The 13,729-nt window shown below is 67.5% G+C and carries 16 protein-coding genes; 11 read left to right on the top strand and 5 right to left on the bottom strand.

The window, feature by feature from the left end:
* Positions 1–74: 74 nt before the first annotated feature.
* On the top strand, positions 75–719 hold the full coding sequence (locus tag BLV60_RS23430) for an SIS domain-containing protein (RefSeq protein ID WP_093057690.1): 645 nt from the start codon (positions 75–77) through the stop codon (positions 717–719).
* The gene (locus BLV60_RS23425) at positions 716–1,540 is read left to right on the top strand and encodes a BON domain-containing protein (protein ID WP_176928897.1); all 825 of its coding nucleotides are present in this window, start codon (positions 716–718) and stop codon (positions 1,538–1,540) included. The genes BLV60_RS23430 and BLV60_RS23425 overlap by 4 nt, the downstream gene beginning before the upstream one ends.
* A gap of 51 nt (positions 1,541–1,591) precedes the next feature.
* On the opposite strand, the gene BLV60_RS23420 is transcribed toward BLV60_RS23425, so the two are convergent.
* Complete coding sequence (locus BLV60_RS23420; protein ID WP_093057689.1) at positions 1,592–2,500, bottom strand: NAD(P)-dependent oxidoreductase; 909 nt, start codon at positions 2,498–2,500, stop codon at positions 1,592–1,594.
* A gap of 87 nt (positions 2,501–2,587) precedes the next feature.
* Between BLV60_RS23420 and BLV60_RS23415 the strand changes: the two genes are divergently transcribed.
* On the top strand, positions 2,588–3,070 hold the full coding sequence (locus BLV60_RS23415) for a MerR family transcriptional regulator (protein WP_093057688.1): 483 nt from the start codon (positions 2,588–2,590) through the stop codon (positions 3,068–3,070).
* Positions 3,067–4,617, top strand: coding sequence for an MFS transporter (locus tag BLV60_RS23410; RefSeq protein WP_093057687.1), 1,551 nt, complete (start codon positions 3,067–3,069; stop codon positions 4,615–4,617). The genes BLV60_RS23415 and BLV60_RS23410 overlap by 4 nt, the downstream gene beginning before the upstream one ends.
* Positions 4,618–4,624: 7 nt before the next feature.
* Here the strand turns inward: BLV60_RS23410 and BLV60_RS23405 are convergent, their stop codons facing one another.
* Together BLV60_RS23405 and BLV60_RS23400 are read right to left on the bottom strand one after the other, a co-directional pair.
* Positions 4,625–5,761, bottom strand: a complete 1,137-nt coding sequence (locus BLV60_RS23405) for a PilT/PilU family type 4a pilus ATPase (RefSeq protein ID WP_093057686.1) — start codon at positions 5,759–5,761, stop codon at positions 4,625–4,627.
* 27 nt (positions 5,762–5,788) lie between these two features.
* Entirely contained in the window at positions 5,789–6,832 is a 1,044-nt protein-coding gene (locus tag BLV60_RS23400; protein WP_007833310.1) for a type IV pilus twitching motility protein PilT, read from the bottom strand.
* Positions 6,833–6,883: 51 nt separating this feature from the next.
* Here BLV60_RS23400 and BLV60_RS23395 point away from each other — a divergent pair, with 51 nt between their 5' ends.
* A complete protein-coding gene (locus BLV60_RS23395; protein ID WP_093057685.1) occupies positions 6,884–7,585 on the top strand; it encodes a YggS family pyridoxal phosphate-dependent enzyme in 702 nt (233 codons plus the stop codon).
* A 15-nt stretch (positions 7,586–7,600) separates the two neighbouring features.
* Here the strand turns inward: BLV60_RS23395 and BLV60_RS23390 are convergent, their stop codons facing one another.
* Positions 7,601–8,068 carry an Lrp/AsnC ligand binding domain-containing protein gene (locus tag BLV60_RS23390; RefSeq protein WP_093057684.1) on the bottom strand — a complete coding sequence of 156 codons (468 nt, stop codon included), beginning with the start codon at positions 8,066–8,068 and terminating at the stop codon, positions 7,601–7,603.
* A 129-nt stretch (positions 8,069–8,197) separates the two neighbouring features.
* The gene (locus BLV60_RS23385; RefSeq protein WP_093057683.1) at positions 8,198–8,656 is read right to left on the bottom strand and encodes a hypothetical protein; all 459 of its coding nucleotides are present in this window, start codon (positions 8,654–8,656) and stop codon (positions 8,198–8,200) included.
* A 241-nt stretch (positions 8,657–8,897) separates the two neighbouring features.
* On the opposite strand from BLV60_RS23385, the gene BLV60_RS23380 reads away from it, so the two are divergent.
* From BLV60_RS23380 to BLV60_RS23355, 6 genes are all read left to right on the top strand, one after another.
* On the top strand, positions 8,898–10,172 hold the full coding sequence (locus BLV60_RS23380) for a Glu/Leu/Phe/Val family dehydrogenase (RefSeq protein ID WP_093057682.1): 1,275 nt from the start codon (positions 8,898–8,900) through the stop codon (positions 10,170–10,172).
* Positions 10,173–10,208: 36 nt separating this feature from the next.
* Positions 10,209–10,862: a nucleoside/nucleotide kinase family protein gene (locus BLV60_RS23375; protein ID WP_093057681.1), complete on the top strand. Its 654-nt coding sequence runs from the start codon at positions 10,209–10,211 to the stop codon at positions 10,860–10,862.
* A 190-nt stretch (positions 10,863–11,052) separates the two neighbouring features.
* Complete coding sequence (locus BLV60_RS23370; RefSeq protein WP_371127397.1) at positions 11,053–11,631, top strand: DUF2242 domain-containing protein; 579 nt, start codon at positions 11,053–11,055, stop codon at positions 11,629–11,631.
* A 42-nt stretch (positions 11,632–11,673) separates the two neighbouring features.
* Positions 11,674–12,147 carry a MarR family winged helix-turn-helix transcriptional regulator gene (locus tag BLV60_RS23365; RefSeq protein WP_093057679.1) on the top strand — a complete coding sequence of 158 codons (474 nt, stop codon included), beginning with the start codon at positions 11,674–11,676 and terminating at the stop codon, positions 12,145–12,147.
* Positions 12,144–13,169, top strand: coding sequence for an FUSC family protein (locus BLV60_RS23360; RefSeq protein ID WP_093057678.1), 1,026 nt, complete (start codon positions 12,144–12,146; stop codon positions 13,167–13,169). The genes BLV60_RS23365 and BLV60_RS23360 overlap by 4 nt, the downstream gene beginning before the upstream one ends.
* Positions 13,170–13,207: 38 nt before the next feature.
* Positions 13,208–13,726 carry an RDD family protein gene (locus BLV60_RS23355; RefSeq protein ID WP_093057677.1) on the top strand — a complete coding sequence of 173 codons (519 nt, stop codon included), beginning with the start codon at positions 13,208–13,210 and terminating at the stop codon, positions 13,724–13,726.
* Positions 13,727–13,729 lie beyond the last annotated feature (3 nt).

Below are 13,729 nucleotides of genomic sequence, written 5' to 3'. Positions count from 1 at the left end.
GGGAACTGAAGCCCTGCCGAGGGCTCCACAACTCACACGTCTTGTTTCACAACCCCCAGTTATCATCCCGCCTCATGCTTGAGCAACGTATTCAGCAGCACTTCATCGATAGTGCCGACCTCAAATACCAGACCGGACCGGTCCTCAGCAAACCCATCTCTCAAGCGATGCAGGCCATCCTGGCCTGCGTGACCAGCGGCGGCAAGGTGCTGGCTTGCGGCGCCGGCGTGTCTGGTCTGCTGGCGGCCCAGTTCGCCGCGCAGTTCGTGGGCCGCTTCGAACGCGAGCGGCCCGAGCTCGGTGCCATCGCGCTGCCCGGCGACACCACCGACCCCGAGGCCGACAGCGCCAGTGCTGCGGATTCCGACCGCTTTGCCCGACAGGTGCGTGCGCTCGGCCAGGCCGGCGACGTGCTGCTCGCACTGAGCGCCAGCGGGCAGTCTGCGTCGGTGCTGGCTGCGGTGGCGGCCGCGCACGAGCGCGACATGACCGTGGTCGCGTTGCTGGGCAACGCCGTTTCGGGCGTGCCTTCGGCCCCGGGCGCGGGCAGCAGCGGCTCGGGCGGCGCCATTGGCCGCGCGCTGCGCGAAACCGACGTCCAGATCAGCGTGCCGCACGAGCGTGCGGCGCGCATCCACGAAATCCACCAGATCGCGCTGCATTGCCTGTGCGACGGCGTGGATGCCCAGTTACTCGGAGAACAGGAAGCTTCCTCATGACCATGACGACCATGAAGACGACATCGACCCAGCGTTTCGCCCTTGCCCTCACCTTGGGCGCCGCACTGGTTGCAGGCCTGTCCGCCTGCGTGCCGCTCGTCGTGGGCGGCGCGGCCGTGGTGGGCGTGGGCATGGTGGCCACCGATCGCCGCAGCTCGGGTGCGCAACTGGACGACCAGGGCATCGAACTGCGCGCCGCGGCCCGCGTGCGCGACATTGCCAACGACCAGATGTACGTGAGCGTCACCAGCTTCAACCGCCAGGTGCTGCTGACCGGCGCCGTGGGCAGCGATGCCGACCGCCGCCGCGTCGAGGACGAGGTGAGCCGCATCGTGAACGTGCGCTCGGTGGTGAACGAACTGACCATCGGCGCCTCGAGCACTTTCCAGGACCGCTCGAACGACCTCTACATCACCGGCAAGGTGAAGGCCTCGCTGCTCGATGCCAAGGACATCTTCGCCAATTCCTTCAAGGTGGTGACCGAGCGCGGCACGGTCTACCTGATGGGCATCGCCACGCGGCGCGAAACCGACCGTGCCACCGAAATCACGCGCGGCATCTCGGGCGTGGTGAAGGTGGTGCGGGTGGTCGAGATCGTGAGCGAGGCAGACCTGGCAGCCAGCCAGGCGGCGAACCAGGCTGCGGCGCAGCGCGGCGGTACGGGCCCGGCGCCGGTGACGTCGGCCTCGCCGTCCACGCCTTCGTCGTCGTCTTCTTCTTCCACCTCGCGCGTGCCGCTGCCGCCGATGGAGCCGCTGCCTGGGTCGGGCTCTACGTCCACGCAGCCTTCGGGCAACGCGACGACCTCGCCGGTGCGCTGACAAACAGGCAGCAGCGTCGCAATGAAAAGAGCCCGCATCAGCGGGCTTTTTTTATTTGAGTCGAATGATGAGGCTCGACGTGTCCCAGCGTCGCCCGCCGGCCTGCTGAACGTCGGCATAGAACTGGTCGACCAGCGCCGTCACCGGCACGCGCGCGCCGTTGCGCTTGGCCTCGTCGAGCACCAGGCCCAGGTCCTTGCGCATCCAGTCGACCGCGAAGCCGTAGTCGAACTTGCCTTCGATCATGGTCTTGCCGCGGTTTTCCATCTGCCAGCTCTGGGCCGCGCCCTTGCTGATGACGCCCAGCACAGCCTCCATGTCGAGCCCGGCGCGCTGGCCGAAGGCGATGGCTTCAGACAGGCCCTGCACCAGGCCCGCGATGGCGATCTGGTTCACCATCTTCGCGAGCTGGCCGGCACCGCTTTCGCCCAGCAGCGTGACTGCGCGCGAGAACGCCATGGCCACGGGCTTGATGCGTTCGAATGCCGCCGCGTCGCCGCCGCACATCACGGTGAGCGCACCGTTCTGCGCGCCGGCCTGGCCGCCCGAGACCGGCGCGTCAATGAAGTGCAGGCCCAGCGCCTGCGCGGCCTTGGAGAGTTCGCGCGCCACGTCGGCCGAGGCGGTCGTGTGGTCGACCAGCACGGCGCCTTTCTTCATGCCGGCGAAAGCGCCGTCGCCGCCCAGTACCACTGAGCGCAGGTCGTCGTCGTTGCCGACGCAGCAGAACACGATGTCGGCGCCGGCGGCTGCTTCGCGCGGGGTGGCGGCATGGCGCCCGGGCGGGCCGAACTCGGCGGCCCAGGCCTGTGCTTTGGCGGGTGTGCGGTTGTAGACCGTGACGCTGTGGCCGGCCTTGGCCAGGTGGCCTGCCATGGGGCCGCCCATGACGCCGAGGCCGAGGAAAGCCACTGTCTGCGCGGGGACGGATTCGTAGGTGCGGGTGTTGATGCTGCTCATGGGGCGACAGCTTAAAGCCATTCCGCGACAGGTGCGATGGCCTCAACCTGTACGTGAACGTACAGGTTTGAGTAGAATGCCTCCACCATGACCGACCCGAGCCCCGCCAAGACCATCACCGTGCGCGATGCCGCGGCCCGGCTCGACGTGACGCCGCGCACGCTCAAGTACTACGAGGAGCTGGGCATCGTGGTGCCGGTGCGCAGCGAGGGCGGCTACCGCCTCTACGAGCAGGCTGACCTCGACAAGCTGGCGCGCGTGCTGCGCATGCGCTCGCTGGGTTTTTCGCTGACAGCCATCACCACGATGCTGCAGCAGCCGATGGAGGCGCCGGCCGAAGGCGGGCGCCCGCGGCTGTCGAACGCCTCGCTCAAGACGCTGCGCGAAACGCTCACCGAGCAGTTGGGCACGCTCGATGCGCGCGTGGCGCAGGTCCGCAGGGAGCTCAAGGAGGCGGCTTCGCTACAGGTTCAATTGCGGCGCGACCTCGACTATGTGGAGCGTCGCCTGGCCGGCGAGCCGGTGGAAGAGGCGCTCGAACAGCGCCGCAAGGAACGGCCGGCGTCATGAACACTTCGGCTCTGGCGTGGCCTTCGCGCGGCAATGCCGCGGCCGCGCTGCTGCCCTGGGCCATCGGCCTCGTCACGGCCATCGACTATTTCGACAACGCGCTGTTCGCCTTCTTCGCCAGCTACATCGCCGGCGGCGTCAACGCCTCGCCCGACGAACTGGTGTGGGCTTCGAGCGCCTATGCGCTGGGCGCGGTGCTCGGCATCCTGCATCAGCATGCGTGGATCGAGCGGTTGGGTTACCGGCGCTACCTGGCCGTCTGCATGTTCGCCTTTGCCCTGGGCGGCGTGGGCGCGGCGCTGTGCGACAGCTCGATGCAGCTCACGCTCGCGCGCGCCGTGCAGGGCTACTTCGTCGGCCCGATGCTCGGCGCCTGCCGCATCCTGATCCAGATCGGCATTCCGCCCGCACGCCGCGCCAAGGCGCTGAAGGCGTTCATGGTGCTGATCGTCTTCGGCGGCGCTCTGGCGCCCATCGCGGGCGCCTTTCTCGTGACCAACTTCGATTGGCGCTGGCTGTTCGCGAGCACCGCGCCGGTTGCGGCGCTGATCGGGCTGCTCGTGCTCTGGACGCTGCCCGACATCGGCGACGTCGAGCCGCACGAGCGCACCGAGCCGCACTACGTCGCCTACGTGGTGTTCGCACTCGCGCAGGCTGCGCTGCAGGTGGTGCTGACGCGCTCGCACTTCGAGCTGTTCACTGGCTCGCCAGCGCTGATCGGCCTCACCATCGCCGGCGTGGCGGGGCTCGCGTGGTTCGGCTGGCAGCAATGGCAACACCCCGCGCCGCTGGTGCGGCTGCATGCGCTGCGCAACGCGTCGTTTCGCGTGGGGCTGGCGCTGTACGTCGTCTACTACTACCTCTCGACGGGCTTCAGCTACCTGCTGCCGCGGATGATGGAAGGCGGGCTCGGCTTCACCGTGGGCAACACCGGCTATTTCACGGGCGCGGCCTCGCTCGCGACCGGGTTGCTGGTGTTCGTCTACCTGAAATACTCGGCGCGGCTGGCCCGCAAGAAGTGGCTCATCGTCACGGGCTTTGGCATTGCGGCGCTGGCGGCGTGGTGGCTGTCGCGGGTCACGCCGCAGGCGGGGCGCGAGGCCTTGCTGGTGCCGCTGCTGTTGCGCGGGCTGCTGATGCTGTTCGTCGTGCTGCCGGTGGCGAACCTCACCTTCAAGCCATTCGCGGCGGAAGAGTTCGCGCACGGCTACCGGCTGAAGAACCTTGTGCGCCAGTTGGCGATTTCATTCGCGACCTCGAGCGTGATCGCGCTGCAGCAGCACCGGCTGGCGCTGCATGAGGTGCGGCTGAGCGAATCGGCCAATGCCGCGAACGCGAGCTTCATGCAGGCGCTGGATTCGTTGACCCGTGGGTTCGCGGCGGCGGGCCATGCTGCTGGCGAGGCGCATGCGATGGCGCTGGGCACGCTGTACCGCACGCTCGAACAGCAGGCCACGTTCATGGCCTCGCTGGACGGGTTCACCGCGATGGCGGTGGTTGCGCTGGCGGCAGGAATCTTCGCTGCGTGGCAGCGAACGATCGATTGACTGCCGCTCAAACGATCGCGAAGTGCTCCGTGCCTGCAGCCAGGTCGGTGCTGCGCGCACGCTGGCTGTTCAGCTTGATCTGCAGCCGCAGGTCGTTTGCCGAGTCCGCGTTGCGGATGGCATCTTCGAAGGTGATCGAGTGGCTTTCGAACAGGTCGAACAGCGCCTGGTCGAAAGTCTGCATGCCCAGGTTGCGGCTCTTGCGCATGATCTCCTTGATCTCGCCGACCTCGCCCTTGAAGATCAGGTCGGAAATCAGCGGCGTGTTCAGCAGCACTTCAACCGCGGCCACCCGGCCCTGGCCGTCTTCGGTTGGCACCAGCCGCTGCGAGACCAGCGAGCGCAGGTTCAGCGACAGGTCCATCAGCAGCTGTGCGCGGCGCTCTTCGGGGAAGAAGTTGATGATCCGGTCCAGCGCCTGGTTGGCGCTGTTGGCGTGCAGCGTGGCCATGCACAGGTGGCCGGTTTCGGCGAAGGCCACCGCATGCTCCATGGTCTCGCGGTCGCGGATTTCGCCCATCAGGATCACGTCTGGGGCCTGGCGCAGCGTGTTCTTGAGCGCGGCTTCCCAGCTGTCGGTGTCGATTCCCACTTCGCGCTGCGTCACCACGCAGTTCTTGTGCGGGTGCACGAATTCGACCGGGTCTTCCACCGTCACGATGTGGCCGTACGAATTTTCGTTGCGCCAGTCGATCATCGCGGCCAGCGTGGTCGACTTGCCCGAGCCCGTGGCGCCCACCATGATGGTGAGGCCGCGCTTGGTCATTGACACGTCTTTCAGAATCTGCGGCATGCCCAGGCCGTCGATGGTCGGCAGCTTGGCGGGAATGGTCCGCAGCACCATGCCGACCTTGCCCTGCTGCACGAAGGCGTTCACGCGGAAGCGGCCGATGCCGGTCGGCGAGATCGCGAAGTTGCATTCCTTGGTGCGCTCGAACTCCGCCGTCTGGCGGTCGTTCATGATCGAGCGCGTGAGCGCCAGCGTGTGCGACGCGCCCAGTGCCTGCTGCGACACCTTGGTGACCTTGCCGTCGACCTTGATGGCCGGCGGAAAGTCGGCGGTGATGAACAAGTCGCTGCCGTTGCGGCTCACCATGAGCTTGAGCAGGTCGTTGATGAACTGGCTGGCTTGATCGCGTTCCATGATGTCTGTGCTCCGAAGGGCTGTGGATCAGCCGGGGAAATTCTCGGGAATCTTCGCCTTGCCGCGGGCTTCTGCAGCCGAGATGGTATTGCGGCGCACCAGCTCTGTCAGGTTCTGGTCGAGCGTCTGCATGCCCGAGCCCTGGCCGGTCTGGATGGTGGAGTACATCTGCGCAACCTTGGCCTCGCGGATCAGGTTGCGGATGGCTGGCGTGCCCAGCATGATCTCGTGCGCCGCCACGCGGCCCTGGCCGTCCTTGGTCTTGCACAGCGTCTGCGAGATCACTGCCTGCAGCGACTCCGACAGCATCGCGCGGATCATTTCCTTTTCCTCGCCCGGGAACACGTCGATGATCCGGTCGATGGTCTTGGCGGCCGACGACGTGTGCAGCGTGCCGAACACCAAGTGGCCCGTTTCGGCCGCGGTCATTGCGAGGCGGATGGTTTCGAGGTCGCGCAACTCGCCCACCAGGATGGCGTCCGGGTCTTCGCGCAGGGCGGAGCGCAGCGCGTTCGAGAACGACAGCGTCATCGGGCCCACTTCGCGCTGGTTGATCAGGCACTTCTTCGACTCGTGCACGAACTCGATCGGGTCTTCCACCGTGAGGATGTGGCCGTACTCGTTTTCGTTGAGGTAGTTGACCATTGCCGCCAGCGTGGTCGACTTGCCCGAGCCCGTGGGGCCCGTCACCAGCACCAGTCCGCGCGGCTTGAGCGCGAGTTCGCCGAAAATCTTTGGCGCGTTCAGCTGCTCCAGCGTCAGGATCTTCGAGGGAATGGTCCGGAACACCGCGGCCGCGCCGCGCGCCTGGTTGAAGGCATTCACACGGAAGCGCGCAAGGCCGTCGATCTCGAACGAGAAGTCGACCTCCAGGAACTCTTCATAGTGCTTGCGGTGCGTGTCGCTCATGATGTCGTACACCATGGCGTGCACGCCCTTGTGATCGAGCGCGTCGACGTTGATGCGGCGCACGTCGCCGTTCACGCGGATCATGGGCGGCAGGCCTGCGGAAAGGTGCAGGTCGGAGGCTTTGTTCTTGACGCTGAACGCCAGCAATTGGGTGATGTCCACGGGGCTCCTCGGCTCGAGTTCGGTGACGTTTTGATACGATTTTGGACGATTATGACGATGATTGGCGACGACCTCCAGCAAGTAAACAGCCGGATCGCAAAGGCATGTGTAACGGCCGGCCGCGACCCGGGTGAGGTGCGGCTGCTGGCGGTGTCAAAGACCTTCGGGCCGGAGGCGGTGCGCGAGGCGCATGCGGCGGGCCAGTCGGCCTTCGGCGAGAACTACGTGCAGGAGGGTCTGGACAAGATCGAAGCCCTCGCCGATCTGCGCGCCACCCTCGAATGGCACTGCATCGGCCCTCTGCAAAGCAACAAGACGCGGCCCGTGGCCGAGCACTTCGACTGGGTCCACAGCATCGACCGGCTGAAGATTGCCGAGCGTCTGTCGGCCCAGCGGCCGACTCACCTGCCGCCGCTCAATGTATGCCTTCAGGTTAATGTGGACGGCGGCGCCAACAAGTCCGGCGTGCCGCCTGAAGAGGCACTGGCGCTGGCACGCACTGTGGCGGCTTTGCCACAGTTGCGGCTGCGCGGGCTCATGGCGATCCCCGAACCGGCGGCGGACTTCGAGGCGCAGCGCGCGTTGTGCCTGCGCGCGCATGCGGCGTACCAGTCGATTCGCGACGTGGGCATCGAACTCGACACGCTGTCGCTCGGCATGAGCGCTGATCTTGAAGCGGCGATCAGCGCAGGCAGCACGATGGTGCGTGTCGGCACGGCGATCTTCGGTGGGCGGGCACGCAAGCCCGCCTGAGGTCAGCTGGCGCGCTCACACCCCCAGCGGGAGGCGCGCGCTGCTCTTCACTTCTTCCATCACCGCATAAGTCCGCGTTTCGCGCACGCCGGGCAATTGCCACAGCACGGTGCCCGCGAACTCGCGGTAGGCGGCCATGTCGGCCATGCGGGTCTTGAGCAAATAGTCGAAGCCGCCCGCGACCATGTGGCATTCCATGATCTCGTCGCGCACCTGCACGGCGGCCTTGAACTGGTCGAACACATTGGGCGTGGTGCGGTCGAGCAGCACCTCGACGAAGACGGTGAAACCGCGGCCCAGCTTGTGCGGATCGAGGCGAGCCTCGTAGCCCAGGATGAAGCCGTCGCGCGTGAGCCGCTGCACCCGCGCCAGCACCGCAGTGGGTGAGAGCGCCACTGCCTCGGCCAGCTTGAGGTTGGTGATGCGGCCGTCCTCCTGAAGGATCTTCAGCAGCCGGAGATCGATGCGGTCCAGGTCGAGCATCAGAAGATTATCCGGCCCGAACGCTGATTGCTGGCGGAAGATGCGGCCTATGACCGCCGACCATAGGAGATAGAACCAAGGCGCTGGCGGTGGTCTACCCTGGCCTACCCAGGGCGCCGCCGCGCGCTCTCAGCGAACCTGGGTCTGCGACTGCGCCGCCGCCTGCTGGTCCTTGAGTTGGTCAACCAGCGCGCCGTACGCGGGGCTCGCGCGCAGCTTGGTGTATTCGGCTGCCGCCTGGCGGTAGCCGGGCTTCGTCATATCGGCACCGGCTTCGCCGCTCTGCTGGGCCGCCAGGCCCGACTGGATCCACAGCCGCGTGTCGGCCGCCACCGCGGCGCGGGTGTTGGCCGAGACCACGACCGCCTCTTGCTGATAGCCGCTGGTGTAGCCCTGCGTGGGCGCGGTCTTCAGCCACTGCACTGCGTCGGCGGTCACCGCTGAGCGCGTCGTCGACGAGGTCAGCGGCACGGGACGCGGATCGCCCTCGGCGTAGTTGCCGGCGAAGCTCGGCGCTGCGATCGCGCCCAGCAGGGCGGCGAGGGTGCCGGTGCCGAGCAGTCGGGTGGCGGAAGCTTGCTTGTTCATTCGGGACTCCTTGAGGGTGGTTGGGTTGCCTTGGTTGGTGAAGCCAACTCTACGAAGCGCATCCGCGGGGTCGATAACCCGTAGATGACGTTTCTGTCAGGTACATCGATGCGATGTGCCGCCCGGGGCTGCGAAACCAAACCTCTCTTGCATAACCGCCAGCGCGGCGCGCATAAGCCATGGCGCGACGCGCGGGAGAGGTCTATCGTTGCGGCCACCCGTTTAAACCAAGGGATCTCTCATGAGCGAAAAACTCTCCTTCGTCAATCCGACCGCGAACAGCCCGTGGGGCACCTATCTCTCGCAGGTCGACCGCGTCGTGCCGTACCTCGGCCCGCTGGCCCGCTGGGTCGAAACCTTGAAGCGCCCCAAGCGCGCGCTGATCGTCGACGTGCCGATCGAGATGGACGACGGCACCATCGCCCACTTCGAGGGCTACCGCGTGCAGCACAACATGAGCCGCGGCCCGGGCAAGGGCGGCGTGCGCTTCCACCCCGACGTCACGCTCGAAGAAGTGATGGCGCTGTCGGCCTGGATGACCATCAAGACCGCGGCCGTCAACCTGCCGTACGGCGGCGCCAAGGGCGGCATCCGCGTCGACCCGAAGAAGCTGTCGCTGCAGGAGCTGGAAAAGATCACCCGCCGCTACACCAGCGAGATCGGCATCATCATCGGCCCGCACACCGACATCCCCGCGCCCGACGTCAACACCAACGGCCAGATCATGGCGTGGATGATGGACACCTACTCGATGAACGTCGGCGGCACCGCCACCGGCGTCGTTACCGGCAAGCCGCTGCACCTGGGCGGCTCGCTGGGCCGCGTCAAGGCCACGGGCCGCGGCGTGTTCGTCACCGGCCGTGAAGCCGCTCGCCGCCTGGGCATGGACCTGCGCGGTGCGCGCATCGCCGTGCAGGGCTTCGGCAACGTGGGCTCGGTCGCGGCTGAACTGTTCGCGGAAGCCGGCGCCAAGATCGTCGCGGTGCAGGACCACACCGGCACCATCGTCAACACCAACGGCCTCGACCTGGCCAAGCTGATCCCGGTGGCCAACAAGGACGGCGTGGTCGCCTTCAAGGCCGGCGGCGACATCGTGCCGAACGAAGACTTCTGGAACGTCGCCTGCGACATCCTGATCCCGGCCGCACTCGAAGGCCAGATCACCGCCGAGCGCGCACAGAAGACTACCGCCAAGCTGGTGCTCGAAGGCGCCAACGGCCCCACGGTGCCGACCGCCGACGACATCCTCGCCGAGCGCGGCGTGCTGGTCGTGCCCGACGTGATCTGCAACGCCGGCGGCGTGACGGTGAGCTACTTCGAATGGGTGCAGGACTTCTCGTCCTTCTTCTGGGACGAAGACGAGATCAACGTGCGCCTCGACCGCATCATGATGAACGCGCTGAACCAGATCTGGGACACAGCGGACAAGCACAAGATCACGCTGCGCACGGCGACGTATGCGGTGGCTTGCGAGCGCATCCTGATGGCTCGTCAAGAGCGCGGCCTGTACCCCTGATGATTTCTTGACGCTCGGGGACGGTACGCTCGGGGGATGAGCACCATCCCCGCGCAGAAACTTCCTCCTCTCCCAGCGGACAGCGTCGCCCGCCTGCAGGCCCTGATGGCCGGCGGGCAGCGCAAGCTGCTGGGGCTGGTCGGCGCACCCGGTGCGGGCAAGTCCACGCTCGCGGCGGCGCTGCTCCAGTCGGTGGGTGCAGATCGCGCCCAGGTCGTCCCCATGGACGGCTTTCACCTCGCCAACGTCGAGCTGCAACGGCTCGGCCGCTCCGGCCGCAAGGGCGCGCCCGACACCTTCGACAGCGCCGGCTATGTCGCGCTGCTGCAGCGCCTGCGCGAGCAGCGGCCCGATGGCCACATCGTCTACGCCCCCGAATTCCGCCGCGAGATCGAGGAGCCGATTGCCGGCGCCATTGCGGTGCTGCCGACGACGCAGCTTGTCATCAGCGAAGGCAACTACCTGCTGCACGACGTCGGCCCGTGGGCTGGCGCGGCGGCGATGTTCGACGAGGTCTGGTACGTGGACATCGACGATGCGGTGCGTGAGGAGCGCCTGGTGCGGCGCCACCAGCAGTTCGGCCGCAGCGCCGAGGAGGCGCGCGCCTGGGTGGCGAGCACCGATGCGCCCAATGCACGGCTGATCGCGGCGACGCGGGTGCGCGCGCATCACGTGCTGCCCTGGTCCTGAAAATCTCGCGCGGCAGGGAACGCTGGCGCGCGGGCGCGCTCGAAGCCTTGCCGGCAAGGCGCCGGTTAGCATTCGCCGCTCCATGCCGTCCATGCACCTCACTTCTTTCCCAGTTGTTCGCGCCCGGGTTCTCGTACTCGGCCTGCTGTCCGCCCTTGTACTTGCCGGCTGCGGCAGCACATCGCGCCGCGTGAATTACGAGCCCGAAGCCTTCGGCTCGACCACCACCCACACCCGAGATTACGAGGCCACCGAGGCCCAGACCTGCGAGGCCGCGCGCCGCGCGCTGCTGAGTCAGGGCTACATGATCACGGCGGCCAACGCCGATCTCGTGACCGGGCGCAAGAGCTTCCAGCCGGCGGCCGAGGTGCATGTCGAGGTCGAGTTCCGGGTGGTTTGCGCTCGCGAGAGCACAAGAAGCGGCAAGGCCAGCAAGAGCACCGTGGCTTTCGCGACCGCGCTGCAGGACCGCTACGGCATCAAGAAGGTGAACAACTCGGCCAGCCTGGGCGTGGGCGCGATCGGCTCGCTCTCGCTGCCGTTCTCGGGCAGCGACGACGCGATGGTGAAGGTCGCGAGCGAGACGCTGACCGACGAGCGCTTCTACGACCGCTTCTTCGCGCTGCTCGACCGTTTCCTCGAAGGCCCTGAAGGGGAGGAAGAAGCCGGGACGCCCACGGAAACAACGCCGGTCGCCTCGCCGCCTGCTCCCGCCGCTGCCCAGCCCGCCGTCACCTATCCGGTGAACTCGTCGCCGAACCGGGGCTGACGCCGGGCTCCAAAGTACCAAGATACGTCTTACAATCTGGGCATGGCTTCCACCATCCCGGATCCGGCGCAATGCGCCTCGCGCCTTCGCACCTCGGTGTCGCAGCTGACGCGCCAGTTGCGCAGCGGCAGCGCCGCGCCCGACGGCCCCAGCGTGGCCAAGCTCAGCGTGCTCGGCCAGTTGCATCGGCATGGGCCGTGCACGCCCACCACGCTGGCAGGGCTCGAACGCGTCAAGCTCCAGTCGCTGACGAGGCTACTGGCCGAGCTGGAAGCCGAAGGCTGGATCGGCCGCACGCCGCACCCGACCGATGGGCGCCAATGGCTGCTGTCCCTCACGGCCGAGGGCATACGCCGTCTGAAGGCGCTCATGCGTTCGCGCGAGGCGGCACTGGCCGAGGTGATCGGCGCCACGCTCGATGCCGATCAGCGCGCCTTGCTGCTGCAGGCCTGCGGGCTGATCGACGGCATCGCCGCCGCGCTGGAAAGCAGCGATCCACCGGCGCCAGGAGCATGAACGGCGCCCCGGCACTGCAACGCCTGACTGGCCCTTGGCGCCACGGCCGCTGGCGTCCCGGCGTACAACTGGCAGCGGCGGTGGCCATCGCCTGGGGCGTCGCCACCGCGTTGCACCTGCCCGAAAGTTTCTGGGCGGTGATGAGCGTGCTGATCGTCATGCGCCCGAGCGCCGGCTCCACGCTCGATGCCGGATGGAACCGCGTGAGCGGCACGGCCGCCGGCGCGCTGTGCGGCCTGGCCGGTGTCTATCTGCAGCACCACGGCGCGCCGATGCTGGCGACCACGCTTGCCGTCGTCATGTTGCTGGCGTTTGCCAGCGCGGTCGCGCCGGGCTTGCGCAGCGCACCGGTGGCCGCGTTGATCATCCTGTCGGCCGGCGGTATTCCCGGCCATTCGGCGCTGCAGGTTGCGCTGCTGCGCATGGCGCAGATCGGCATCGGCGTGGGAGTGGCGCTGGCGGTTTCGACGCTCGTGTCCGAGTACCACGCGGGCGCGCGTTTCGACGAGGGCTGCGCCGCGTTGCTGCACGGCATCGCGAAACGCATGGCCGCTGCGCGAAGGCCTGCCGGTGCCGAGGCGGAGCGCATTCACGCGGGCACGCGCGCGTCGCTGGACCGGCTGGCCGTGCTGGCCGGCGGCGCTGACCTGGAGGCGCGGTGGTGGCGCCGCGGCACCGCCGGGGGGCACAGCGCCTATCGCGACAAGGCCCGGCTGGCGGCGCGCATCTTCCAGGACGCCGTGGTGCTGGATCGCGTGTTCCGGCAGATGCAGGGCGCGCAGGCCGACGCCGCATGGCGCGAAGCGGCGCAGGCTGCCGGTGCCGCAGTCGCCGGCATGGCCGATGCGCTCGCGGGCAAGGGCGCGCCACCGGACCTCGATGGGCTCGACCGCTGCGCGCAGGCGTCGCAAGGCTCCCCGTCGAATGCACTCCTGGCCGCACCCCTGAGCCTGCTGCTGGACGACCTGCGCAACCTGCAGAGTGCCCTTGTTCGCCCACTGCCGGAGCAGCCCACCCACTAGAATCTTCCGAAAATCAATCGTTTCGGAGAGGGACGGGCATGGAAGATCAGTCGCAGGACGCGCGCTACGCGCCTCCGCAATCCCATGTGGAGGACGTGCTCCAGCCGGGCCAGACGCAGCCCGGCGAACTCGCAACGCGCGGCACGCGGTTTCTGGCCGCGATGCTCGATGCCGGCATCTCCATCGCCGTGATATGGCTCCTGGCGAAGTTCACGCCCATCAACCTCTGGGAGGACGACGGCCTCGGACTCTGGGAACCCCGCATCTCCAGCGCGGCCTCCGGCATCGTTCTCTACCTCGTTCTGCACGGCTACCTGCTGGCCACTCGCGGCCAGACCATCGGCAAGGCGCTGTTCAAGATCCGCATTGCCCGGCCCGACGGCTCGCGGGCGCAGATCGGACGCATCCTGGCCCTGCGCGACGGCCCGGCGTTCTTCACGACCATCTGGCCGTTGCTCGGGCCAATCTACGTGCTGATCGACAGCCTCTTTATCTTCCGTGCGTCGCGCCGCTGCCTGCACGACCAGATCGCCGACACCGTCGTGTTGCAGGCCTGAGCG

Source organism: Variovorax sp. YR634 (assembly GCF_900106655.1).
Lineage (GTDB): Bacteria > Pseudomonadota > Gammaproteobacteria > Burkholderiales > Burkholderiaceae_C > Variovorax.
This window is presented reverse-complemented; position numbering and strand designations above follow the sequence as displayed.